Source organism: Terrisporobacter sp., from assembly GCF_017888745.1.
In the GTDB taxonomy this organism is placed as follows: Bacteria; Bacillota; Clostridia; order Peptostreptococcales; family Peptostreptococcaceae; genus Terrisporobacter.
The window spans coordinates 12,692-37,283 of record NZ_JAGHFM010000328.1 but is presented as its reverse complement, the minus strand read 5'-3'; the positions used below and the strand labels follow the sequence as shown (position 1 = coordinate 37,283).

Annotated in this window: 26 protein-coding genes; 22 read left to right on the top strand and 4 right to left on the bottom strand. The window is 27.0% G+C overall.

From position 1 onward, the window contains the following. The first annotated feature begins 166 nt into the window (after positions 1-166). Genes rsgA through J7G74_RS14700 form a run of 3 tightly spaced genes read left to right on the top strand, consistent with a single transcriptional unit; the run spans position 167 to position 2,365 of the window. Entirely contained in the window at positions 167-1,048 is an 882-nt protein-coding gene (gene rsgA / locus J7G74_RS14710; protein ID WP_297136703.1) for a ribosome small subunit-dependent GTPase A, read from the top strand. Between the two features lie 3 nt (positions 1,049-1,051). Next, positions 1,052-1,708: a ribulose-phosphate 3-epimerase gene (gene rpe, locus J7G74_RS14705; RefSeq protein ID WP_297136701.1), complete on the top strand. Its 657-nt coding sequence runs from the start codon at positions 1,052-1,054 to the stop codon at positions 1,706-1,708. Between the two features lie 9 nt (positions 1,709-1,717). Further along, entirely contained in the window at positions 1,718-2,365 is a 648-nt protein-coding gene (locus J7G74_RS14700; protein WP_297136699.1) for a thiamine diphosphokinase, read from the top strand. A 559-nt stretch (positions 2,366-2,924) separates the two neighbouring features. Here J7G74_RS14700 and rpmB read toward each other — a convergent pair. Next, entirely contained in the window at positions 2,925-3,113 is a 189-nt protein-coding gene (gene rpmB / locus J7G74_RS14695; protein WP_187295825.1) for a 50S ribosomal protein L28, read from the bottom strand. Between the two features lie 470 nt (positions 3,114-3,583). Here rpmB and J7G74_RS14690 point away from each other — a divergent pair, with 470 nt between their 5' ends. The 6 genes from J7G74_RS14690 (at position 3,584) to J7G74_RS14665 (ending at position 9,342) form a co-directional block, all read left to right on the top strand. Continuing rightward, entirely contained in the window at positions 3,584-3,934 is a 351-nt protein-coding gene (locus J7G74_RS14690) for an Asp23/Gls24 family envelope stress response protein (protein WP_297136696.1), read from the top strand. Positions 3,935-3,949: 15 nt separating this feature from the next. Then, complete coding sequence (locus J7G74_RS14685) at positions 3,950-5,575, top strand: DAK2 domain-containing protein (protein WP_297136695.1); 1,626 nt, start codon at positions 3,950-3,952, stop codon at positions 5,573-5,575. Positions 5,576-5,665: 90 nt separating this feature from the next. Then, positions 5,666-7,723 carry an ATP-dependent DNA helicase RecG gene (gene recG / locus J7G74_RS14680; RefSeq protein WP_297136693.1) on the top strand — a complete coding sequence of 686 codons (2,058 nt, stop codon included), beginning with the start codon at positions 5,666-5,668 and terminating at the stop codon, positions 7,721-7,723. Between the two features lie 37 nt (positions 7,724-7,760). Further along, on the top strand, positions 7,761-8,315 hold the full coding sequence (rsmD, locus tag J7G74_RS14675) for a 16S rRNA (guanine(966)-N(2))-methyltransferase RsmD (protein ID WP_297136691.1): 555 nt from the start codon (positions 7,761-7,763) through the stop codon (positions 8,313-8,315). A 1-nt stretch (position 8,316) separates the two neighbouring features. Continuing rightward, entirely contained in the window at positions 8,317-8,805 is a 489-nt protein-coding gene (gene coaD / locus J7G74_RS14670; protein ID WP_297136689.1) for a pantetheine-phosphate adenylyltransferase, read from the top strand. Positions 8,806-8,829: 24 nt separating this feature from the next. After that, entirely contained in the window at positions 8,830-9,342 is a 513-nt protein-coding gene (locus J7G74_RS14665) for a hypothetical protein (RefSeq protein ID WP_297136687.1), read from the top strand. 66 nt (positions 9,343-9,408) lie between these two features. On the opposite strand, the gene ylbJ is transcribed toward J7G74_RS14665, so the two are convergent. Next, entirely contained in the window at positions 9,409-10,587 is a 1,179-nt protein-coding gene (gene ylbJ, locus J7G74_RS14660; RefSeq protein ID WP_297136686.1) for a sporulation integral membrane protein YlbJ, read from the bottom strand. A gap of 177 nt (positions 10,588-10,764) precedes the next feature. Then, the gene (locus J7G74_RS14655) at positions 10,765-12,030 is read right to left on the bottom strand and encodes a nucleotidyltransferase (protein WP_297136683.1); all 1,266 of its coding nucleotides are present in this window, start codon (positions 12,028-12,030) and stop codon (positions 10,765-10,767) included. 366 nt (positions 12,031-12,396) lie between these two features. On the opposite strand from J7G74_RS14655, the gene J7G74_RS14650 reads away from it, so the two are divergent. The 4 genes from J7G74_RS14650 to plsX all read left to right on the top strand — a co-directional run bounded on the left by J7G74_RS14650 (position 12,397) and on the right by plsX (position 15,712). Next, a complete protein-coding gene (locus tag J7G74_RS14650; RefSeq protein ID WP_297136681.1) occupies positions 12,397-13,593 on the top strand; it encodes an acetate/propionate family kinase in 1,197 nt (398 codons plus the stop codon). A gap of 197 nt (positions 13,594-13,790) precedes the next feature. After that, positions 13,791-14,318, top strand: coding sequence for a YceD family protein (locus J7G74_RS14645; protein WP_297136679.1), 528 nt, complete (start codon positions 13,791-13,793; stop codon positions 14,316-14,318). A 13-nt stretch (positions 14,319-14,331) separates the two neighbouring features. After that, on the top strand, positions 14,332-14,508 hold the full coding sequence (gene rpmF, locus J7G74_RS14640) for a 50S ribosomal protein L32 (RefSeq protein ID WP_187295836.1): 177 nt from the start codon (positions 14,332-14,334) through the stop codon (positions 14,506-14,508). A gap of 166 nt (positions 14,509-14,674) precedes the next feature. Then, a complete protein-coding gene (plsX, locus tag J7G74_RS14635) occupies positions 14,675-15,712 on the top strand; it encodes a phosphate acyltransferase PlsX (RefSeq protein WP_297136677.1) in 1,038 nt (345 codons plus the stop codon). Between the two features lie 107 nt (positions 15,713-15,819). Here plsX and yaaA read toward each other — a convergent pair whose 3' ends face one another. Then, entirely contained in the window at positions 15,820-16,575 is a 756-nt protein-coding gene (yaaA, locus tag J7G74_RS14630; protein ID WP_297136675.1) for a peroxide stress protein YaaA, read from the bottom strand. Between the two features lie 170 nt (positions 16,576-16,745). Between yaaA and J7G74_RS14625 the strand changes: the two genes are divergently transcribed. The 9 genes from J7G74_RS14625 (at position 16,746) to J7G74_RS14585 (ending at position 24,525) form a co-directional block, all read left to right on the top strand. Beyond that, a complete protein-coding gene (locus tag J7G74_RS14625; RefSeq protein WP_297136673.1) occupies positions 16,746-18,227 on the top strand; it encodes an aryl-sulfate sulfotransferase in 1,482 nt (493 codons plus the stop codon). Positions 18,228-19,397: 1,170 nt separating this feature from the next. After that, entirely contained in the window at positions 19,398-20,357 is a 960-nt protein-coding gene (gene spoIIIAA, locus J7G74_RS14620; RefSeq protein ID WP_297136671.1) for a stage III sporulation protein AA, read from the top strand. Continuing rightward, positions 20,347-20,868, top strand: coding sequence for a stage III sporulation protein AB (locus tag J7G74_RS14615; RefSeq protein WP_297136670.1), 522 nt, complete (start codon positions 20,347-20,349; stop codon positions 20,866-20,868). The genes spoIIIAA and J7G74_RS14615 overlap by 11 nt, the downstream gene beginning before the upstream one ends. A gap of 9 nt (positions 20,869-20,877) precedes the next feature. Continuing rightward, positions 20,878-21,075, top strand: coding sequence for a stage III sporulation protein AC (gene spoIIIAC / locus J7G74_RS14610; protein ID WP_074915317.1), 198 nt, complete (start codon positions 20,878-20,880; stop codon positions 21,073-21,075). Between the two features lie 24 nt (positions 21,076-21,099). Then, a complete protein-coding gene (spoIIIAD, locus tag J7G74_RS14605; protein ID WP_297136737.1) occupies positions 21,100-21,474 on the top strand; it encodes a stage III sporulation protein AD in 375 nt (124 codons plus the stop codon). A gap of 19 nt (positions 21,475-21,493) precedes the next feature. Beyond that, on the top strand, positions 21,494-22,687 hold the full coding sequence (gene spoIIIAE, locus J7G74_RS14600) for a stage III sporulation protein AE (RefSeq protein ID WP_297136667.1): 1,194 nt from the start codon (positions 21,494-21,496) through the stop codon (positions 22,685-22,687). A gap of 49 nt (positions 22,688-22,736) precedes the next feature. Then, positions 22,737-23,270: a stage III sporulation protein AF gene (locus J7G74_RS14595; RefSeq protein ID WP_297136665.1), complete on the top strand. Its 534-nt coding sequence runs from the start codon at positions 22,737-22,739 to the stop codon at positions 23,268-23,270. A gap of 17 nt (positions 23,271-23,287) precedes the next feature. Beyond that, positions 23,288-23,848 carry a stage III sporulation protein AG gene (locus J7G74_RS14590; RefSeq protein WP_297136663.1) on the top strand — a complete coding sequence of 187 codons (561 nt, stop codon included), beginning with the start codon at positions 23,288-23,290 and terminating at the stop codon, positions 23,846-23,848. A gap of 20 nt (positions 23,849-23,868) precedes the next feature. After that, complete coding sequence (locus J7G74_RS14585; RefSeq protein WP_297136661.1) at positions 23,869-24,525, top strand: SpoIIIAH-like family protein; 657 nt, start codon at positions 23,869-23,871, stop codon at positions 24,523-24,525. The last annotated feature ends 67 nt before the right edge of the window (positions 24,526-24,592 follow it).

Genomic DNA, 24,592 nt, shown 5'->3' with positions numbered 1-24,592 from the left:
AAATTAAATTCATATTAGCAAAATATAAGTAAGCATAGCTTACTTATATTTTATTTTTGTTTATTTTATATCCGTAAAATACTGATATATTATAATTAATTTAAAAATAATAAAATTATTGTGGTAATATATAATAAAGTGTTAATGAAAAATAAGGAGGCAGTTAATGTTAGATGGAAGGATAATGAAAGGAATAGGGGGATTTTACTACGTAGATACAGTAAATGGATTATATGAATGTAGAGCTAGGGGGATTTTTAGAAAAAATAAACAAACACCTCTAGTAGGAGATAGAGTAAAAATTAGTATTGTTGATGAAGAAAAGAAAATAGGTGTTGTTGAAGAAATTGACAAAAGAGATAGTGAGCTTATAAGACCACCTATATCTAATGTTGATAAGGCATTAATAGTTTTTGCTGTTAAAAACCCTACACCTCATTTATCTTTATTAGATAGATTTATAGTTCTTGCAGAAAGAGAAAACTTAGAAATAGTAATAATACTTACGAAAGTTGACTTAGATGAAGATAATACTACTGAAAAAATTAAATCAATATATGAACTTAGTGGATACAAAGTAATTCCAGTTAGTAGTAAATCTAAAATGAATATAGATAAAGTTAAAGAAGAGTTAAATAATAGCGTGGTAGTATTTGCAGGTCCATCTGGAGTAGGCAAATCAAGTTTATTAAATGAAGTAGATCCAGATTTTGAATTACAAACTGGAGAAGTTAGTGATAAAATAAAAAGAGGGAAGCATACTACAAGACATGCTGAACTTTTAAAATTAGAATGTGGTGGAATTGTTGCAGATACACCAGGATTTTCTTCTTTAACATTGGATGATATAGATGAGAATGAACTAAAAGAATATTTTATTGAATTTGATGAAGTAGATGGCTGTAAATTTGGAAATAAGTGTATTCATGAAAATGAACCAAATTGCGGAGTTAAAGAGGCTGTCGAAGAGGGGGAAATTTCAAAAGTAAGATATGAAAGTTATATACAACTACTAAATGAAATAAGACAAGGGAAAAGGAGATATTAAGAGATGATAAAATTAGCACCATCAATATTATCAGCAGACTTTGCAAGATTGTTAGAAGACGTTAAAAAGGTAGAAGAAGCAGGATGTGAATACCTACATATTGATGTTATGGATGGACATTTTGTGCCTAATATAACATTAGGACCAGGAATTGTTAAATCATTAAGAAAAGATGTAAATATGATATTTGATACTCATCTTATGATAGAAAATCCTGATAACTATATTAAGGATTTTGTTGATGCAGGAAGTGACTTAATAGTTGTTCATCAAGAAGCATGTAGACACTTACATAGAACTATTCAAAATATAAAATCTCACAATGTAAAAGCAGGTGTAGCTTTAAATCCAGCTACCCCTATAGAAACTATTAAACATGTACTTGAAGATATAGATATGGTACTTATAATGACTGTTAATCCAGGATTTGGAGGACAATCTTTTATTGAAAGTACAATAGAAAAAATTCAAGAACTAAAAAAAATAATAGATGAAAAAAATCTAAATGTTGATATACAAGTTGATGGTGGTATTAAGCCAAATAATATAGATAAAGTTGTAAAAGCCGGAGCGAATATAATAGTTGCAGGATCAGCTATCTTTAATAGTGATGATATTCCTCAGACAGTAAAATTAATGAGAGAAAATGCTAAACTTTAGGAGATATTAATGAAAGTTTGTATTATATTAAATGGAGAAGTAAAAGATTATATTAAAACAAAAGAAATAATACTTGAAGAAAATTATGATTATATTATAGGGGCTGATGGTGGCTGTAATCATTTATTTAAAATGAATATTATACCAAATTATATTGTGGGAGACTTAGACTCTATAGAAAGAGAAGTAATAGAGTATTATGAAAATAAAAATGTAATATTTAAAAGATACCCTTCTCATAAAGATGAAACTGATTCTGAAATATGTATATATTTAGCTAAAAGTCTAGGAGCTGACGAAATAGACCTTTTTGCTACACTAGGTGGAAGAATAGATCATACTTTAGCCAATATAGGATTAATGAATTACATAAAAGAAAATAGTATTAGGCCTAGAATACTGACTAGTGAAGAAGAAATTTTCATGGTGAAAAATGAAACAATAAATTTAAAGGGCAAAAAAGGTGATACTATATCTGTAATATCTATAAATGGAGAATCAAAGGGCGTAACATTAGAAAAATTAGAATATCCTTTAGATAATGCCATAGTTAATCATTTATCTCCTTTAGGAATTTCTAATGTTATGTTAGAAGATGAATGTATAATAAGTATAGATGATGGATGTGCATTAATTATACGAAATTTTAATATTTAATATAAAGTGAAAACTCCTTCGTAATTTATATATTATGAGGGAGCTTTTTATTAGAAAATATACTTATATAGATGTATTTTTAATAAATTTATAGACTATATATTAAGTATGATTTATTAAAATTAATAAAATAATAAAGTTATAATTCTAAAATAAAAACCTTCTTTAATATAATTATATAAGAGTTTTTATATATGGTTAAAATATATAGTCTTTATGGTACAAAAATAGAGTGATACATATGAAGGATAGGTTTGATAAGGAATAGTTACAAGTTTTTGATAAAAGGTCTATAAACCTTATATAATGCATAAAAATTATTAATATTATGATTAAACTTTATGGGTATTATTTAAAACATAAAGGCTTGTATTAGCCTAGGAGGGATAATTATGAAGATGGTAACTATAAAACTACCAAAGTGGATTTCTAATATTGTTTTAAAATTTATGAGAGGAAATAAAAACAATAAATAGGGGAAGGTATTATAATAAACTATTAGATAAAAAATGAGAGCCTACAATAATGTAGGCTCTTTACTAATAAAATTAATTTATTATTAAGCTCTTTCAACTTTATTTGAACGTAAGCATCTTGTACAAACTTTAACTCTTTTTGGAGTTCCATTTTCTATAACTTTAACGTTTCTTAAGTTAGCAGCCCATGTTCTTTTGCTGTGTTTATTTGAGTGTGATACTTGGTTTCCTGAAACTTTACCTTTACCACATACGCAACATACTCTTGACATTATATACGCCTCCTTAAAATGATAACTATTTTAAGACTAAAAACATATTTATATTAACATAAAATTTGAATTTCTGCAATAAAAATATATAATTGTCCTTAATATATTGAAGATTTTCCTATTATCATATAAAATTATATATATAAATTTTGCTAATGTAAATATTAAAAAAGAAAATAATGATAAAAGTTTATAGTCATTATCTTACTATTAGGTAAATTACTATGTCTAATAAAAATAAAATTATATATTTTTTTATATTTACCACATAGTAAATAGAATAAACGTCTTTTTAGTTATAAATTAATTAGCTTTTAATTATTAATTACTTATAGTATTATATATCTTGTCTAAAATAGAAATATAAACTATAATTTATTAAAATAAAAGAAAAATGTTTACTGTAATAAAATTTTAAATAACATTGAACAAAATATAAAATTAATAAAATAAAATGAGGGGGTAAAACCATGGCTACTAAAGTAAACAATGAATATGGATGTATAGAAATAGATAAACATGTTATAGCTCAAATTGCATATAGAGCTGCAATGGAGAGTTACGGATTAGTAGGTTTCTCGCAAAAAATAAAAGGTATTGTCGAATTATTAAAAGGCGATAATGCAACAAAAGGCGTTAAAGTAATAGAGACAGAAGATAATACATTAGAGATAGAATTATTTGTTATAATGCAATATGGAATTAATATTTCTACAGTAGCAAATAACATAATTGACCGAGTAAAATATTCAGTAGAGAATACTACATCAATAAAAGTAAGTAAAGTTGATGTTAATGTTCAAGGTATAAGGGTTAAGTAGTATAGGAGGAAAAATATGATTCAATGTATAGACGGAAACAAATTTAGAGATATGTTTGTTTCAGGTGCAAATAATCTTCAAAATAATAAAGATTTAGTAGATAAGTTAAATGTATTTCCAGTACCAGATGGAGATACAGGAACAAACATGTCTTTAACTATATCTTATGCGATAAAAGAATTATCAAAAGTTAACAATGATAATATAACAGATATAGGTAAAGCTCTTTCTAAAGGTTCTTTAATGGGAGCTAGAGGAAACTCAGGAGTTATACTATCACAAATAATAAGAGGAATAGCAAAATCTATAGAAGGTAAAGAGTCATTAAATGTTAATGATTTAGCTTTAGCTCTAAAAAATGGTTCAGATACTGCTTACAAAGCTGTTATAAAACCAATAGAAGGAACTATCCTTACTGTAATAAGAGAAACTGGAGAATATGCTGTTAAAACTTCTACTGAAGACATGGATATGATAGAATTCCTTGAACTAGTTGTAAAAAAAGCAAATGAATCATTAGATAAAACGCCAGAACTGTTAAAAGCATTAAAAGAAGCTGGAGTAGTAGATTCAGGTGGTAAAGGTCTAGTACTTATATTAGAAGGTATGTTATCATCTTTAAAAGGGAATAGTATAGATTCTATTGCAGGTGGAGTATCTAATAACGTGGAAGTTAAAGTTGAACAAAATATATCAACAGAAGATATTAAATTCCAATACTGTACAGAATTTATTTTAGAAAGTGATAAAGTAGATGATCTTGTAATAAGAGAAAAATTCATGAAGTTTGGAGATAGTCTAGCTGTTGTTGGAGATGAGGGTGTAATAAAAGTACATGTTCACACTAATGATCCAGGGCTTGCATTACAAGAAGCTTTAAGATATGGGCAATTATTAACTATAAAAATTGAAAACATGAAACTTCAACATGAAAATATAGTTTTAAGTGAATCTGAACAGACTAAAGAAGTACAAGTTGAAGAAAAGGAATATGGATTTATAGCAACTTCTATGGGTGAAGGTTTAGCTCAAATATTTAAAGATTTTGGAGTAGATCACATAATAGAAGGTGGTCAAACAATGAACCCAAGTACAGAAGATTTTATGAAGGCAATAGAAAGTTTACATGCGAGAAACATTATAATACTACCAAATAACAGTAATATTATAATGGCTGCGAATCAAGCTAAAGAATTAAGTGATAAAAATATAATAGTAATACCTACTAAAAATGTTGCTCAAGCATTTGCTTCGTTAGTAACATTTGATGGTGATGCTACTGCTGAAGAAAATGAAGCTAATATGGTTGAAGCTTTATCCACAGTAAAATCAGGTCAAGTAACTTATGCTGTAAGAGATACAGTTATAAATGATATTGAAGTAAAAGAAGGAAATATAATAGGTCTAGCAGAAGGAAAATTGCTTGCTGCTGGTGAAGAAGTTAATGAAATAACTACAGACCTAATAGAAAAATTAGTAGACGAAGATAGTGCTATAATAACTTTATTCTACGGTGAAGATACTTCAAAAGAGGATGCTGAAGCATTAGCAAGTGACCTAGAAGAAAAATTCGAAGATATAGACGTTGAATTACACTATGGAGGACAACCTCTTTATTACTACTTGATTTCAGTTGAATAATAATTAATTAGTCCTGTATAATCGTACTATATTTAGTATGTTATACAGGATTTTTATTCGTAGTGAATTTTTAGGTAATAGGTGATAATTATGAATAACTTAAGTAAAGAAATACAATTTGTAAAAGGTATTGGGCCTAAAAGAGCTAATAAGTTGAATAAATTAGGTATTTTTACATTAAAAGACCTTATATATTATTTTCCAAGACAATATGAAGATAGAAGTAACATTAAGAAAATAACCCAATTAGAAAATGATGAAAAAGCATCCATCAAAGGTATTATAACTAGAATGGATACTTATAGTCCTAAAAAAGGTATGAATATTACTAAAATTGATGTAAGAGATGAAAGTGGATATATAAGACTAGTTTTTTTTAATCAAGAATATATAACAAAGGTATTTAAAAGTGGAGATAGTATTTTAGCTTATGGAAAAGTTAAAATCGAGAATAATTTTAAAGAGTTATCTTCTTGCGAAATAGAGCACTATACAAATGCACCACAATCTACTTGTAAAATACAACCAGTTTATCCTTTAACTTATGGACTAACAAATAAAGAATTGGAAAGTATAATTAAATCAGTTCTTTTAAAAGAAGAATTTAAAGTAAAAGAATACTTACCTAGATACATAATAGAAAAATATAAATTATGTGGAATTGATTACGCTATAAGAAATATCCATAATCCAACTAGCAAAGATGCCTTAAAAATAGCATTATATAGACTGGTATTTGAAGAATTTTTAGTTCTGCAGCTAGGATTATTTTATTTCAAAAGTGGTGTTAATGAATCTAATGGTATAGAATTTAAAGAAAATGAAAAATTAAATGATATAGTAAATTCTTTACCGTTTAAACTTACAAAAGCTCAAAATAGAGCTTTAGATGAAATTTTGGAAGATATGCAATCAAGCAAGGTTATGAATAGATTAGTACAAGGTGATGTTGGGAGTGGTAAAACAGTAGTTGCCTTACTTTCTCTTGCTAGTGGGGTATTAAATGGCTATCAAGGGGCTTTAATGGCACCTACAGAGATTTTAGCATCGCAACACTACGAATCATTCAAAGAAACACTTGAAACCTTTAATATTAAGTCTGAGTTACTTGTAGGTAGCCTTACAAAAAAACAAAAAGATAAAGTGCTTGAAAAAGTAAAAAATCAAGAAATTGATATTTTAATTGGAACCCATGCACTTATAGAAGATAAAGTTGAGTTCAAAAATTTGGGCATTGTCATAACTGATGAACAACATAGATTTGGTGTTAGACAAAGAGGTAGATTATCTAATAAAGGAGATAGCCCGGATATACTTGTTATGACAGCCACACCTATACCTAGAACATTAGCACTTATTTTATATGGTGACTTAGATATATCCATAATAGACGAGCTTCCTCCAGGAAGGCAGCCAATTGAAACTATTGCAATAGAGCATAAAAGAAGAAGTGAAGCTTATGAAAATTTAGTAAGAGATGAAGTTAAAAAAGGTAGACAAGTGTATGTAGTTTGTCCTTTAGTTGATGAAAGTGAAAAGATAGAAGCTACAGCAGCAGTAGAGTTAGTTGAAGAATTGAAAAGAGAGTTTTTTAGTGATTTAAGAGTAGGACTTTTGCATGGTAAAATGAAACCTAGTGAAAAAGATTCTATTATGGATGATTTTAAAAATAAAAGATTGGACATATTGGTTTCTACAACAGTTATAGAAGTTGGTGTTAATGTACCTAATGCTACTTTGATGATAATAGAAAATGCAGAAAGATTTGGTTTAGCACAATTGCATCAGCTAAGAGGACGTGTAGGGAGAGGAAAACATAAATCTTATTGTATATTAATATATAATTCTAAAACTGAAGTATGCAAAGAAAGAATGTCCATAATGGAAGAAACTACCGATGGATTTAAAATTTCACAAAAAGACTTAGAAATAAGAGGTCCAGGAGAGTTTTTTGGAACAAGACAACATGGTATTCCAGAACTTAAAGTGGCCAATATATTTAAACATATGAAAATATTAAAACTAGCTCAAATAGAAGCTAGATATATAATTGGACAAGACGTAAAATTACAATTAGAAGAAAATAAAAAACTAAAAGAAGAAATATTATATAAATTTAGTGAACGTGAAGAAATCTCATTAAATTAGATAAAATTATGTTAAAATATAGGAAGGAGATATAACTTTGAGAGTTATTTCAGGAAAAGCTAGAGGTTTAAAATTAAATGCTCCTAAAAATGATGATGTAAGACCGACAACTGATAGGGTTAAGGAATCATTATTTAATATGATTAACTCGTATATAATGGATAGTGATATATTAGATTTATTTGCAGGAACTGGTTCCTTAGGTATTGAGTGTTTATCTAGAGGTGCTAATAAATGTATTTTTGTTGATAATAGCAAAGAAAGTATTAGTATTGTTAAATCTAATATAAAAAAAGCAAGGGTAGAAAAAGAAAGTGTTGTATTAAATTCTGATTTTAAAAGCGCTATAAACTCTTTAGCGTTGAAAACAGAAAAATTTGATGTTATTTTTATGGATCCTCCATACTATAAAAATATGTTTAATGATGCTCTTGGTGGTATTGATAATAATAATTTATTAAAAGAAGACGGGATAATAGTTGTTGAACATGATACTAAAGACAAATTTCCAGATAGTATAGGAAGACTTTATAAGAGTAGAGAAAAGAAATATGGTAATACAACATTAACTTTCTATAAAATGGAGGAATAGTATGGATAAACCATTACGTAAAGCGATTTTTGCAGGAAGTTTTGATCCGATTACAAATGGACATTTAGATATAATTTTTAGAGCATCAAAATTATTTGATGAATTACAAATTGGAGTACTTATTAATCCGAATAAAAAAGGACTTTTTACTTTAGAAGAAAGAGTAAAATTAATAGAGTTATGTACTAAAGAATTGGATAATATAAAAATTATTAGTTTTCAAGGACTATTAGTTAATTATTGTGCTGAAAATGGAATTAGCACTTTAGTTAGAGGTGTGAGAAGTGAAGATGATGTAAACTATGAATTACAAATGGCTCATATGAATAAGGAATTGAATTCTGATATAGAAACAATATTTTTACCGACAAATAAAAAATATTCTTTTGTAAGTTCATCATTAATAAAAGAAGTTTTAAGCTTTGGAGCAGATGTTACAAATTTTGTGCCTGTTGAGGTACTAGAAGAATTAGAGAAAAAGACAAAATAGTAAAACGTATTTAGGGGGAATAGTATGAAAATAGATTTAGAAATAATGGATTTACTCCAAGAGCTAGAAGAAATTATTGAACATGCACCAGTTAAAGGTCTTGCTAGGAAATCTATAAGTATAGAGAAAGAAGAAGTACTTTCTATTATAAATGAAATAAAATCATTACTTCCAGAGGAAGTTAATCAAGCTATATGGATTAATAGAGAGAGACAAAGAATAATAACAGAAGCTAAAGTAGAAGCTGATCAAATAATAGCTCAAGCTAATCAAGAAGCTGAGTTGAAGGTCAGAGAAGGAGAGCAGTTTGAAGAAAATCTTAAGCAACAATTTGATGATATTGTCGAATCAAATGAGGTTGTTGTAAGAGCAAAAGAAAGAGCTACAGAAATTATAAGTAAAGCTGAAGCATATGCAGTAGAGATAAGAGAAGGTTCTTTAGTATATGCAGAAGATGTTATAAGTTCAGTTGAGCAAAACCTGATAGAAACTTTAGAAATAGTTAAAACTAATAAAAGAGAGTTAAGAGAAGGTTAATAAAAACTCCTACAGTGCTGTAGGAGTTTTTATTATTAAGTTAATTATATTTTTATAAGGCTTTTATTATCTTGTCTTATAGACGAAATAAACATCGTAAATTATGTAGACTATGATAATTATAACCACAAAAATTTTAAAATTATAAAAATATTGATTCCATAGATTGTTGTTATAAAGAGAATTATAAATATTTGAAATATTAGATGCAGGTAAAATGTTTTGACTAATAGGATAAAGTAAGAAAGTAAATATACCAGCAAATAACCCGTGCAAAAACTTACTGAATATGTACAAATTTATTTTTATATCTGTTTTTCCTATAAAGTTACAACATTGAGATAATATAGATAAGCCACTAAAACCTATTATAAAACTGCACAAACTAGCTTTAATTCCCTCAGAAAGGGTAGAAAGTTCACACACGTTATTACAGCCGATAGTTATTTCAAACAGTCCGCTTAGAAACGTACTGCATACTTCTTCTGTTACATGAAAAATAGAAAGAGGTATACATACAAAATGTGAAATAGCATCAATAACATTGAATAAATCTAGTATCTCAAATACGACAGAGAAAATTATTACAAATCCCCCTACAGCTAATAAGGTATTTACGCCATTTACAACAGCATTTCCAAAGGATACAAAGAAGCCACTTTCTTCAGGTGTGTTTATAATTTTTTTTAGATTATGTATTAAATTATATTTAGAACTATTTCTTTTTTCATGTCCATATTTTCTAAATATCAAGCCTACAGTAATAGCACCTAAATAATGACAGATAAGCATTAGATATCCTAAATCTTCGCTATTTAACATTCCAACTGATACGGCACCTATAATAAATAAAGGACCTGAAGTAGAACAAAATGAAACTAATCTTTGAGCTTCATATACAGATATCTCTTTTTTATCTCTTAAGTCAGAAGCAAGCTTTGCGCCAACTGGATATCCTGATACAGCTGATATGGCAAATACTAAAGCGCTTTTACCGGATACATTGAATACAAATTGTGTGATAGGGTTAATTATGGTACCTAAAATATCTACAACTTTTAATGATACAATTATATTTGCACCGATTATAAAAGGTAGTAGTGATGGAATTAGTGTATTAACCCAGATATTGATTCCATCTTTAGCAGCATCTATAGACTCATCAGGAAATATTATGATACCTACTATTAAAATTAATACAATTAACTTAGGTACAAAATATTTTATTAGTTTTGATACTTTCATATTATCACCTATGTATTAAAGACTTTAAGATATTATATTAAACTTCAAAATAAAATATGAAAAATTTAGAATGATAAAATTTAATAAACAGAAAAGCTAATAATAACAAGAAGTTTATTTAAAAATAATAAAAAAGAATATAAAATAAAAAGCTATAATTAAAATATTTATAGCTTTTTATAATACATATCTTGGCGAGAAATAAAAGTCCATAGGTCCTTTTATTAGAGATTTATTATTTTTATAATAAATAAGATTATACATATTACTTGATTTGATATCGTATTTAATTAAAGTATTAAATAAAGGATCGCTAATGTGGCTTATTTTAGATAGTTTAGTTATAATTTCTATATCTGATGATTTTTTTATTTGCCTTATAATTTCTCTTCCTTTATCATTGAATGCTAAAACTCTTATATAGGGTATACTACAAATATCTTTTGTGCTAATTACATCATCTTTTGTTATGCCTAGTAAAATATTATTTAATGTACGTTTAACTTTAGTCATAGTATAGCGTTTAGATTTTATTGATGAAATTAAATCATCGAGATTTTTACTTGTAAAGATGTTTGAGTAAATTTTATTTTCTATTCCTTCATTAACTTCAAAATATTTTTCAAGGTTTTCATAATCTCTAACTATTGTTGATGATAATAAGTCATAAAACATATAGTCAAATACTGGATTGAAATTAGCATTCATATTATTTTTTATATCAACAAAAGTAGGATTAGGGACAACATTTTCGATTTGTTGCAAATTAAGATTGTCTTTTAAAACATTTCTTATGGCTGTTGCAGAACAAATATTACTGTTTATATCACTTGAGTTATACTGTGAAGCAATTCTACTAATTGTAAAAGGTTTTATAGAACTATTAAGTTTAATTAAACTTTTTATATATTCAATTCCTAGTATATTGTTAGATGAATTTAAAATATTTTGAAGTTTATTTTCAGATATATTCAAAATATTATTCTCGTTTATATAATCATATAATGCTTTGCTTCTTGCTGTGGGGAAAACCAATCCTTCATCGAGATACTTTTTTAAATAGGTCTTAAAATCTATAGGTTCTTCAACTAATATTTTTGAAATAATTTTAAGAACATCTATACTCCCTTCTTCACTTCCAAAACAAACTGAGTCAACACAATTTAAAGAGTTTAAAGTTGTAATTGCTCCATGGGAAAAAATTTCTGCACTTTGACATGAGTAAAGGGTAGGAAGTTCTATAACTAAATCGACACCATTTTTTACTGCTATCTCAGCTCTAGTATATTTATCAAATAAAGCAGGTTCTCCTCTTTGTAAAAAAGAACCACTCATAACAGCTATGGTATGAGTTGCTTTTGTTATTTTTTTAGATTTTTCTAAATGGTATAAATGACCATTGTGAAAAGGGTTATACTCAACAATTAGTCCTAGTATATTCATATATTTCTCCTTGTGGTAATTTTTACTATATAATATGTTACAATTTAAAAGTTGACAAATTCAGATGAAATATTTGATAATATAATAATGTAAATGTGTAAAAAATACACATAATTATATTTTATTATATTAATAATAAATAAGACATCTTATTAAAAATTTAAAACGTATTAGCTATTTATTATATCAAATAAGATATTATATTTCATCATAATATGAAAATATTATGTAATGAAATATTTATAAATAGTATGTACTTTTAATAAAAAAGGTGTTATATTTATTATGATTGACAATTAAAAGTTAAATAATCATTTTGGATATTAATTTAAGGAAAACATTAATTTTTAAGGAGGATTGCTAATAATGAAAGTATTAGTATTAAACTGTGGTAGTTCTTCATTAAAATATCAATTAATAGATATGGAAAATGAAGCAGTATTATGTGTAGGACTTGTTGAAAGAATAGGTATAGAAGGTTCTATATTAAAACAAGAAAAAGATGGTGTTGAAGGTAAATACATAGTTGAACAATCAATGAAAAACCATGAAGAAGCTATAAAATTAGTTTTAGATGCTGTAGTTGACCCAACTTACGGTGGTGTAAAAGATATTAAAGAAGTTGAAGCTGTAGGACACAGAGTTGTTCATGCAGGTGAAAAGTTCGCTACTTCTGTAGTTATAAATGACGAAGTTGAAGCTGCATTAAAAGAATGTATAGATTTAGCTCCACTTCACAATCCAGCAAACATAATGGGAATAGATGCTTGTAAAGCTATACTTCCAGGTGTACCAATGGTAGCTGTATTCGATACTGCTTTCCATCAAACAATGCCTAAAAAATCTTATTTATATGGATTACCTCATGAGTTATACACTAAATATGGTGTAAGAAGATACGGATTCCACGGTACTTCTCACAAATATGTATCTCAAAGAGCAGCTGCTATGTTAGGTAAAAACATAGAAGATGTAAAAATAATAACTTGCCACTTAGGAAATGGTGCTTCTATAGCAGCAGTAGATGGTGGAAAATGTGTAGATACTTCTATGGGATTCACTCCATTAGAAGGATTAATAATGGGAACTAGATGTGGAGATATAGATGCAGCAATATTACCATTCTTAATGAGAAAAGAAAACTTAAATGCAGATCAATTAGATAACTTAATGAATAAACAATCTGGAGTATATGGTATGACTGGTATATCAAGTGACTTTAGAGATATAGAAGACGCAGCTGCTAATGGTGACGAAAAAGCTCAAGTTGCTTTAGATGCATATGCTCAAAGAGTTAAGAAATATATAGGATCTTATGCTGCTGAAATGAACGGTGTAGATGCTGTTGTATTCACTGCAGGTGTTGGTGAAAATGGAATAGACATGAGAGAAGCTATAGCTACAAACATGGAATTCTTAGGAATGAAATTAGATAAAGAAGCTAACAAAGTTAGAGGAAAAGAAAGAGTAATATCTACTGAAGATTCTAAAGTTAAGATATTATTAATACCAACTAACGAAGAATTAATGATAGCTAGAGATACTTTAGCATTAGTTAAATAATTAATAAAATATTTTAATTGTGAATAATATATGTAAAGTTTTAAGGTAGGCTTTGACCTACCTTAAAATGATTTATTGATATATCTCAGTAAACAAATATAAAGTATTGTAATCTTATTTTTACTATCAAGTAAAAATACTTGACAAACATTGACTAGATTTGTATAATGAATTTGGTAATATAACGAGGTGAAAGTATGATAATTAGTCTAGATAAGTTAAACAGAAAAGAAACTGATAAAATAGACTTGAATTTTTCACAAAAAATTGATAGTATTAATTATTGTGAGAACACATATAATGTAACTTCACCGATTAACCTTAAAGGTAAGGTATCTAGAACAAATAAAGGCTATTATTTGGATGCTATTGTTAGCTTTGAAATATTAGATAACTGTGCTAGATGTTTAGATGAAGTTAAAGTACCAATAGAATATGCTATAGAGGGTTTCTTAGTTAGAGAAAATTTTGATGAAGATGAATTTGAAGATTATGATGCTTTTATTATTGACGGAGATGAAGTCAATTTAACTGATATAATAGGACAAACATTAATCTTTAATTTACCACAGCAAGTTCTTTGTCATGAAGAGTGCGAAGGACTTTGTCAAAATTGTGGAGCTAACCTAAATAGAGAAACTTGTGCATGTAGCCAAATTGCCAACGACGAGGATGAAATAGATCCACGTTTTGCTAAATTAAAAGATTTGTTCAAAAATGACTAAGGAGGTGGCGTAAATGGCAGTACCTAAGCGTAAAACAGCTAAATCAAAAACTAAAATGAGAAGAGCGGCTAACTCAAAAATGACAGCAACAGGATTCGTAGAGTGTCCACAATGTCATGAACCAAAATTACCACATAGAGTTTGTCCAGATTGTGGACACTACAAAGGTAAAGAAGTTATATCTGAATAATGATATTTTAAAAACATGTAGATTAATCTACATGTTTTTTTGTTAAAATATAAATATAAGTGAGAGTTGAAAAAAATAAATCGTTAATGTAGAATATTAGTAATAATTTGTAAAAATAAAAATATTTGTATATATATAAATAGATAAATATATAAGGAGGGTCAGTATGAGAATAGTTGTCGATGGTATGGGTGGCGATAATGCACCTAAAGCCATAGTAGGTGGAGTTGTAGAAGCTATTAAAGAATTTGATGTAGAAATAGCTATTACAGGAGATAAGGAGATACTTGAACAAGAATTTGCTACTTATGAGTTTGATAGAAGTAAGTTAGAAATTATTCATACTACAGAAATAATAGAAAATGAAGATAAACCAGTTCAAGCTATAAGAAGGAAAAAAGACTCTTCTATGGTAGTTGCACTTAATTTAGTAAAAGAAAATAAAGCAGATGCTATAGTTTCTGCAGGGAGTACAGGAGCACTTCTTACAGGAGCTACATTGATAGTAGGAAGAATAAAAGGGATAGATAGACCTTGTCTATGTCCTTGTATGCCTAATATAAAAGGTGGAATGACTATAATAGCAGATAGTGGTGCCAATGCAGATTGTAAGCCTAGAAACTTAAGTGAATTTGCTATGATGAGTAATATATATCTTAAAAAAGTTTTAGGAATGGAAAATCCTAGAATAGGTCTTGGTAATATAGGCTCTGAAGAAGGAAAAGGAAATGAACTTGTAAAAGCTGCTTATGAAGAATTAAAGAATATGGACTTAAACTTTGTAGGTAATATAGAAGGTAGAGATGTAATCGAGTCTAAAGCTGATGTAATCGTTTGTGATGGATTCACAGGAAATATAATGTTAAAAACTTGTGAAGGTGTAGCAATGGGCATGATGAAGCTTATGAAAGAAACTCTTATGAGTAGCTTTAAAGGTAAGTTAGGAGCTTTATTAATAAAGGAAGATATGAGAAAGTTAAAAGCATTCCTTGATTACTCAGAATATGGTGGAGCACCTTTCTTAGGGGTAAAAGGTGGAGTTATAAAAGCCCATGGAAGTTCTGACTCAAAAGCAATAAAAAATGCTATAAAACAAGCTATTAATTTTGCACAAGGTAATGTTGTTGAAGATATAGAATCTTATATATTAGCTAAAAAAGAAGCAGAAAAGCAACAAGAAGAAAATAAAGTTGAAGAAAAGTAAATTTATAATTAATAATTATAAATATAGATTTACTACAATTAAAAAATCCCTTCCATTATTAGTGGAGGGGATTTTTTAGATGAATATATTTTTATTTAAAGTAATTATTAGTCTTGTTTAATAAAAATATATTTTCTTTCTGTTGATAAACTTTCATCAAATTTATATCCATCAAAAGTAAAATATTTTAAATCTTCAGGATTATTTATTTTATTTTGGACTAGATATTTGACCATTTGTCCACGTGCCATTTTTGCCCATGTACCCATAGTTTTTAATTTTCCATCTCTATGAACCTTAAAATCTATGTCGATAAAAATATTGTCTTCATTTAAAAACGGTCTTATTGTCTTAGCGTATTCTTCAGAAGCTAAATTTATTATAACATTGTCTTCTTCATATAACTTTTTATATAATTTATCATTCCAAAATTTATAAAGATTTTTATCGTTGATTTTTATAGGATATTGCATTTCTAATCTATAAGGTAATACACCATCAAGTGGATTAACTATTCCATAAAAAGCATCTAAAATTCTTATATGATCATTGGCAAAATCAAAATCATCCTCTGTGAATTCTTCGGTTTTAATATTTTTAAATGCTAATCCATCATAGGCTAAAAGAGCGCAAACACCTTCATCTTCAAAATTAAAGTCTTGAAAATATGCATAAGATTGAAATGCTATTTTCTCATTAACCTTCATAAAAGACCCTATATCCCAAGGACTTAACGCCTTTAGAACATTAATAATTTCTTCTGTTTCCTTTGAAAATAATCTATTTTTACCGTATACTTCAGGTTTTATATTGTCTATTTTAATATTTCTCATATTTTTAGCAGGTGAGATAATTGCAATCAAATGAAAACCTCCTTTGTAAATGTGAATTTATTAAGAATTTATACCCAAATTAGTTCATTATTATATCACATTTGGCTAAAAAAATTCATTCTAATTTTATCTAAAATTCATTTTTAATACAGGAGGGTTATATATGATAAATTTAGTAAATATTTAAGGGAGGAAGTATATTGAGTAAAAGAAAAGTAATAAGTGCTATAACTATGATTTTTACAATACTAGTTATATCATATCTTATTATAATTAGCATTAAAAAGCAATCGACAATGGAAACTTTAAACACATTAAATGTATCTATTAATGGAGAAAATATCACTTTGAAGGGAGAAGGTAAATATAATAGTATAAATGTTAAACAATTAAGTTCTACAACAGAAAATGAATTATTGATTAAAGAAACAGAAAAAATTAAATCTATAAAATTAGATGATGAAGAAGTAAAATTACAAGAAAGTATTATTTTTAATGTTGATGAAATTAGTAAAAATAATAGGATAAAATCATCTATAAAATATAATGGACAAGATAGTTATTCCAATTATTATATAAACACATACAGTTCTTATTTTCCTGGATATGATGTAGAAGCAAATAGTCCTTATGATGGAGAATACTACTTAACAACTCACAATGAAGAGCACAATTATATATTTAAATTAAATAATAAAGGAGATTTAATTTTTTATAAGGAGGTAGAATCAAATCCTTTTGATTTTAAAAAAATAATAACTGATGATAATAAAGTCAGATATGGATATTTAGTTGTAGATAAGTCTTCAAATAGAATTAGTGGAGTAGGATATTCACCTACCAAATTGGTTGTTATGGATGAAAATTATAATGAGATAAATAATATTAAACTAAGTGAATATGGCGATATAAAAGAAGGTACAGAACTTGAAAACCATGATTTTATTTATATAGATGATAATCACTATATATTATCAAGCTATCAAGTTGTAGAAGCTGATAATATACCTGAGAATTTAAGCAATGGAAATAAAACAGAAGTAGTAGCTCAAGTATTGCAAGAGGTAAAAGATGGAGAAGTTATATGGCAATGGATTAGTACAGATTATGAAGAATTTTATAATATGAGTGTAGAAAATAATACATTCGATGAAGATAATGAAACTCCTCTAGATTATATACATTTTAATTCTATGGAAATAGATCCAAATGATAATAATTTAATTTGTTCTTTTAGAAATACAGATTCTATTGTAAAGTTGGATAGAGAAACAGGAGAAATAATTTGGATACTTGGTGGAAAATATGATGAATTTAACTTAGATGATGAACAATTATTTTCAAGACAACATCATGCAAGACTTACTGAAGATGGATATTTGACAATTTATGATAATGGTGTAGCCAATGAAAATAGTAGAGCCATAAAGATTAAAATAGATGAGGAAAATAAAGAAGTAATTGAGTTTAATGAATATAGTGTAGATGAATTCTATAAATATACAGGTTCAGTACAAGAAATTGACAGTGAGAATGAAGTATTTTTGATTGGTGTGGGAACGCAACCTGGAATAGATCAAAACTTAATTGCTATGGAAAAAAACTATTCTACTGGGGAAGTATATTTTAAAATTTCATTTGATAGTGGAGAAGGATTATATAGATGTTATAAATTTAAATAGATATGATGAAAAGACCATGATAATTAATTGTTATTATGGTCTTTTTAAGTGTAAGGAAATTATATGTTATATAATCTGTAGATAACATATAATTTTCAACTTTGTTACTTGAGCAACGGACACAGTTGTTGGCGACATGAACGAAGTGAATTTTTTATATTTTAATAATTAAGTTTTATAATATCATTATTTCTTGATAACATAAAATATATATGTAAAAAGAAAAGAAATAAGAGAAAAGACTAAACCAGTACTTAAAAATAAAAGTAAATAAATATTATAATTCATTAAACTTATTAGTAAATCATTCAAATTAAAATTAAAAATTATGAAAAATAAACAAACTATAAAATAGATGATAAATATAGAAAAAATCCCTATAATACTATTTTGAAAGTCTTTTTTACTTAAAGAAATATGAGTTGATACACAAGTCATTAAATAAATAAAGATATAAAAATTTATATTTGATAAATTTTTAATATTAAACAACATTAAAAATAAAGATTTACATAAAGAAAAAAATAATAAAATAATATTTCCTAAGTTAACCTCATTAAGGTAATTCACATAATTTTGAATATCAATTAAAGAATACATATGAGGTAATAATAATCTAAAACTCAAAATAATAAATAAGGTTCCTGATATAATAGGCCCAACTCCTATGAAAAAGTTCCCAACTTGTTGATATATACTATTCTCATTATATCTGTGAGAAACATAACCTAAAGTTTCTTCGTATTTATATCCTTTAAAGTTGAAAAGTTGAAAATCAGTTATCTTATGTTTAAATATAATGCACATAATCAAGTGACCTAATTCATGAATGGTAGTTCCGATCACACCAGTAAATAGAATACCTGCACTTCCAAATGTATATAGTAAATATTTAGTATTTCTTTTTTCTATAATACTGTAAATATATCCAAATAAAAGAAAAGCCCCTGTAGTTAAAAATGTTAGCAAGAAACTTGACTTTAATACTGTAATTATCATACTATTCTCCTTTTTTAATTTGTATATTTTATTAAAGTTATCTAATTATTATTAAATATTATCATAGGTATTTAGAAAGTCAATAATTGAATGATATAAAAGTTGTTCTAAATGTAATATTTATCACATCTAATAAATATAAATATTATAAACAAGAAGGAGGACAAGATTATGAAACTTTCTGATGAAATAATTAATTCACTCTCTCTTAATCTAAGAGAAAAAATAAAAAATATTAAGAGAGAAAATATAGAAGAAATAAGATTAAGAATAAACAAGCCATTAATAATAAATGGCAATTTAAAAGATTATTTTTATAATGTAAAAACTAATAGTCTAGATAGAAATATGGATAATGCTTATGTAGTAACTAAAGAGGATATTGAGCAGACTTTTCAAATTATATGCAAATACTCTATACACTCCTTTATGGATGATATAAAAAAAGGATTTATAACCCTTAGAGGTGGGCACAGGGTAGGTATAGTTGGAAAAGCCATAGTTGAAAATGGAAGAGTGGAAAATATAAAACATATATCTTCTTTAAATATAAGAGTTTCTAAAGAAATTAAAAACTGTTCAGATAAAGTTATGAATCATATTATTAAAAGTCCAACTGAGATAAATAATAGCATAATAATTTCACCACCTCAGTGTGGTAAGACTACATTACTTAGAGATATAGTAAGAAATTTAAGTAATGGAAGTAATAAATATAATTTCAAGGGTGTCAAGGTTGCATTAATAGATGAAAGAAATGAAATCGCAGGCTCTTACTTAGGAGTATCTCAAATGGATGTTGGAATTAGGACAGACATAATTGAAACTTGTCCAAAAGATGTGGGGATTATGATGGTTCTAAGATCCATGTCACCGAATGTAGTGGTAACTGATGAAATTGGTACAGAAAAAGACATAAAAGCTTTATATACAGCATTAAATGGTGGTGTCGGATTAATAACAACAGTCCATGGAGACTCAATTGATGATATTAGAAATAGAAAAGAATTAAAAAACTTATTGGATGATGAGCTATTTAGAAAAGTAATTTTACTTTCTGCTAAAAAAGGACCAGGGACAATAGAAAATATTTATGATTTAAAAGAAAAGAGATGGTATTTTGCAAATTAAAATTTTTTTCATAGGAATATTAATAGGATCTAGTTATTTAATAGGAGATATTATATATAAAGCATTTATTAAAAGGCATAAAGAATTAAATGAAGTTATAAGTATATTAGAAATAATTAGGATGGATTTAGCTTTTGGATTATATACATTAGAAGAGATATTTTATAGAGCATCTCTTAAGAAAGATTATTGTTTATGTGATTTTTTTGAAAATATGTATGTAGACCTGGTGAAGGAAGATGGTAGGACATTACAAAAAATCTTAAATAAAAATATTGATATGTTGAAAGTTGAAAGTAATTTGCAAAGCAAAGAGATAGAAGAAATAAGAAAGTTATTTTTAACTCTTGGACAAAGTGATATAGAAGCGCAACAGAGAATAATAGACCTAACATGTGATAATTTAAAAAAAATAACTAGTGACAGTAAAGAAGAAATCTTTAAAAAGGGAGCTTTATATAAAAAACTAATAACATTTGCAGGTATCTGCATAGGAATAATTTTAATTTAGGAGGTAATTATGGAAATTGCATTGATACTAAAAGTTGCTGGTGTAGGGATATTAATATCTGTATTAAACATGATTCTAGAAAAAGTTGATAGAAAAGATTGGGCAACTCTAACGACATTAGTAGGAGTAGTTATAGTTTTAGGACTAGTAATTACAGAAATTAGCGATTTATTTAATACAGTCAGAACAATGTTTCAACTTTACTAAAGAGGAGGAGATAATTTGGAAGTTATGCAATTAGTTGGTATTGCAATGGTTTCCACCATACTCTGTTTAGTTATTAAAAAAGATAGACCTGAAATGGCAAACTTTGTAGGTATTACTGCTGGGGTGATAATACTACTTTCTGTTGTTATGAAGTTAGGCTTTATAATAGATGGAATTCAATCTTTGGCAGATAAAGTGAATATACCAGCTATGTACATAAGATTAATAATTAAATTGATAGGTATTTGTTATATCATAGAGTTTGCTGTTTCTTTGTGTAATGACTGTGGTGAAAAAAACATTGCATCTAAATTAGAGTTTGGGGGAAAAATCATCATCATGACAATGTCATTCCCTATACTTTTATCAATTATAGATACAATAATTAATTTAATTTAAAGTAGGAGAATGATTTAGTATGAAAAACAAAGTTTTAAGTCTTGTTTTTATTATATTTTTCTCTTTACTTACAGGAGTGACATTTGCAGCAGAAGATGATGAAGTTAAAAGTAATACAGAAGAATATAATGATACAAAAGAAAGTATAGATTTATATATAGAAAATCAGTTGAGTAAGATAAACATAAATGAAATAGAAAAATATATAAAAGAAGACAATGTTATTAAAGATGTTGACATGAAAACATATATAAAAGACCTGATTAAAGGTGATGCTAATATACTAGATTTATTTGATAAAGATAAAATAAGTACAGCCATATTTGGAGAAATAAAAAGTAGTTTGAAAATAGCAGCTAGTATACTTGTCTTAGCCCTTTTATCATCATTAATAAAAAGTTTAGAAAACTCATTTTCATCATCAGGAATAAGTACAGTTACAAATTATATAGTATTCATTACAGTAGTAGCTTTAACTCTAATAAGTTTTAAAGATGTACTTGCTATTTGTCATTCAACGATAGAAGGTATTATAGGACTTGTAAATGTAGTGATTCCTATTATGATTTCATTATTACTACTAATGGGATTACCTATAACATCTACTGCGTTGAATCCGATTGTTATAGGTGGAATAGCTGCAATTAATATAATTTTTAAGAAGTTTATATTTGTAGCTATATCTTTTGCTTTTGCCATATTGGTAATTAATAATATAACTAACAATATTAAATTAAGTCGATTATCTTCATTTATAAAGCAAATAAATGTAGTTGCTTTAGGAGCAGTATTTACTGTTTATCTAGGTTTAGTATCTATACAAGGATTATATGTTACTTCATTTGATAAGTTTAGTGTGAAAACTGCTAAGTTTGCAATAGGTAATTTTATACCTGTAGTAGGAGGATTTGTATCAGACTCTGTTGATATATTATTATCTTCTTCTCAACTTATCAAAAATGTATTTGGTGGGATAGGGTTAGTGATTTTAGTAGGGATGTGTTTAATTCCTTTGATAAAAATTATAGGAGTAATATTGGTTTATAAAGTTTGTGCAATAGCAGTGGAACCTATTGGAGAAGATAATATTTCTTCATTTTTAAATGAAGTAGCAAATTTAATGACAATAGTTTTAGTAACATTAATAGCAATAACAATTATGTTTTTTGTAACGATAGCAATATTAACTTCCATAAGTGCGGTAATTTCTTAAATTAAATAAAAGGGAGGGATCTATTATTGCTAGTATAAAAGAATGGGTTATGTGTATTATCATAGGAGCATTTATTATAAATATGGTTGATATGATATTACCTAGTACGAAATTAAAATCATATGTAAATTTAGTTTGTAATTTTATTTTTGTATTCATAATAATTAGTCCAATTGTAAGTGTATTTTCTAATAATACTTCTTTGGAAGATGCTATTTTGAGAAAAATAAGTGATTATTCAAAAATGTATGTGGATAGTTATAATGATTTAGCTGGAAAAACAAATAATGGAGAACTAAGTAAAGGATATGAAGATGGCTTAAAAAGCGTATTACAGCTTAAACTAGATGAATATGGATACGAATTAGAGGATATAAAGCTCGATGGGTCAGATATTGAAACTATAAAGATTAAAGAAAAAAATAGTAATAATGATAACAAAAAGGACATACAATCTAGTGACATGGAAAAAGAAGAAGAGGTTTTTAAAAACAAAGGAGAATTAAATTTAAAAGAAAATGAACTTAAAGAAGACCTAATAAAAGTACTAGATATATCCATAGGGGATATAGAAATTGATTAAGAGGAGTTGGGTGGTAATTGAAAAAATTTAATGAACTATTTAATGATACAGAAAAAAAGAAATTAAAGCCCCTTATATTTATGGCGGGGATTTGTATCTTAGCCCTTATAGTTATAGCAGTCATGCCAAGTGGACAAGACAAAGAAACTAGTGCAAATGACAATGATAATACAATACAAGCATCTGCAGAAACTGAATCAGAGAAAAGAGATTTAGAAAGTAAATTAACAGAAATATTGAGTAAGATTAACGGTGCAGGTGATGTAGATGTAATGATAACCTTTGAATCTAGTGAAGAATTAGTACCTGCATATAATTCTAATACAACTACAGAAACTACAAAAGAACAAGATTCTTCAGGTGGAGAGAGAACAACTACAAGTTCAACAGAAAATAAAACTATGATTACTTCTAGTACAAATGAGCCAGTGGTTTTAAAAACTTCTGAAGCTAAAATAAAAGGTGTTATTGTGGTAGCAAGTGGAGCTAGTAATTCAGCTGTTAAAGAAAAATTATATAGCGCAGTACAAACATCTTTACAAATATCTGGTCACCAAGTAGAGATATATTCTAAATAAACGAAAGTGGAGGGGTAAATATGAAAATTAATTTAAAACATAGGGGAGTTGTAGTAATATCATTATCAGCAATGTTAATAGCTCTTGGAGTTGGAAATTATCAATTAAGTAAACAATCTGCACTTACTGTATCTGAAGAATTTGAAGCTTATGAACAAGCTCAACAAGATAAAAACACAGATAAAGAAGAATCTAAAGAAACTGCAGAGATAACTGTAGTAGATAGTAAAGATAGTGAACAAAGTGACATTGAAGAAAAAGCTATAGAAACAAGCAAAGAAATTGAAGAGCAATTGGCCTCAAAGGAAAACATGAGTAAGTCTACATATATTCTTGATATGAAAATGGAAAGAGAAAAACAAAGAAATGATTTATCTGAAGAACTGAATACAATTATAAATAATCCATCTACATCTGATGAATCAAGAGAGGAAGCTTCAAATATGAAGGTCCAACTAGTTAAGTATCAAGAAACTGAATTAAAAATAGAAAATTTATTAAGTGCTAAAGGATATGAAGACGCTTTAGTATATATAGGACAAGACAATGTGAATGTAGTAGTAAATAAATCAGAATTGACAAAAAGTGATGCAGCAAAAATATTTGATCTAGTAGCAGAGCAAGCTGGAGTAGATTATGATAAAATAAAATTAACTCCTAATTCACTACAAAAATAATAAGATGATTTTAAAATAATATTATTTAGGCTATAATAATATAAGAGACTAATACCTCAGAATTTAC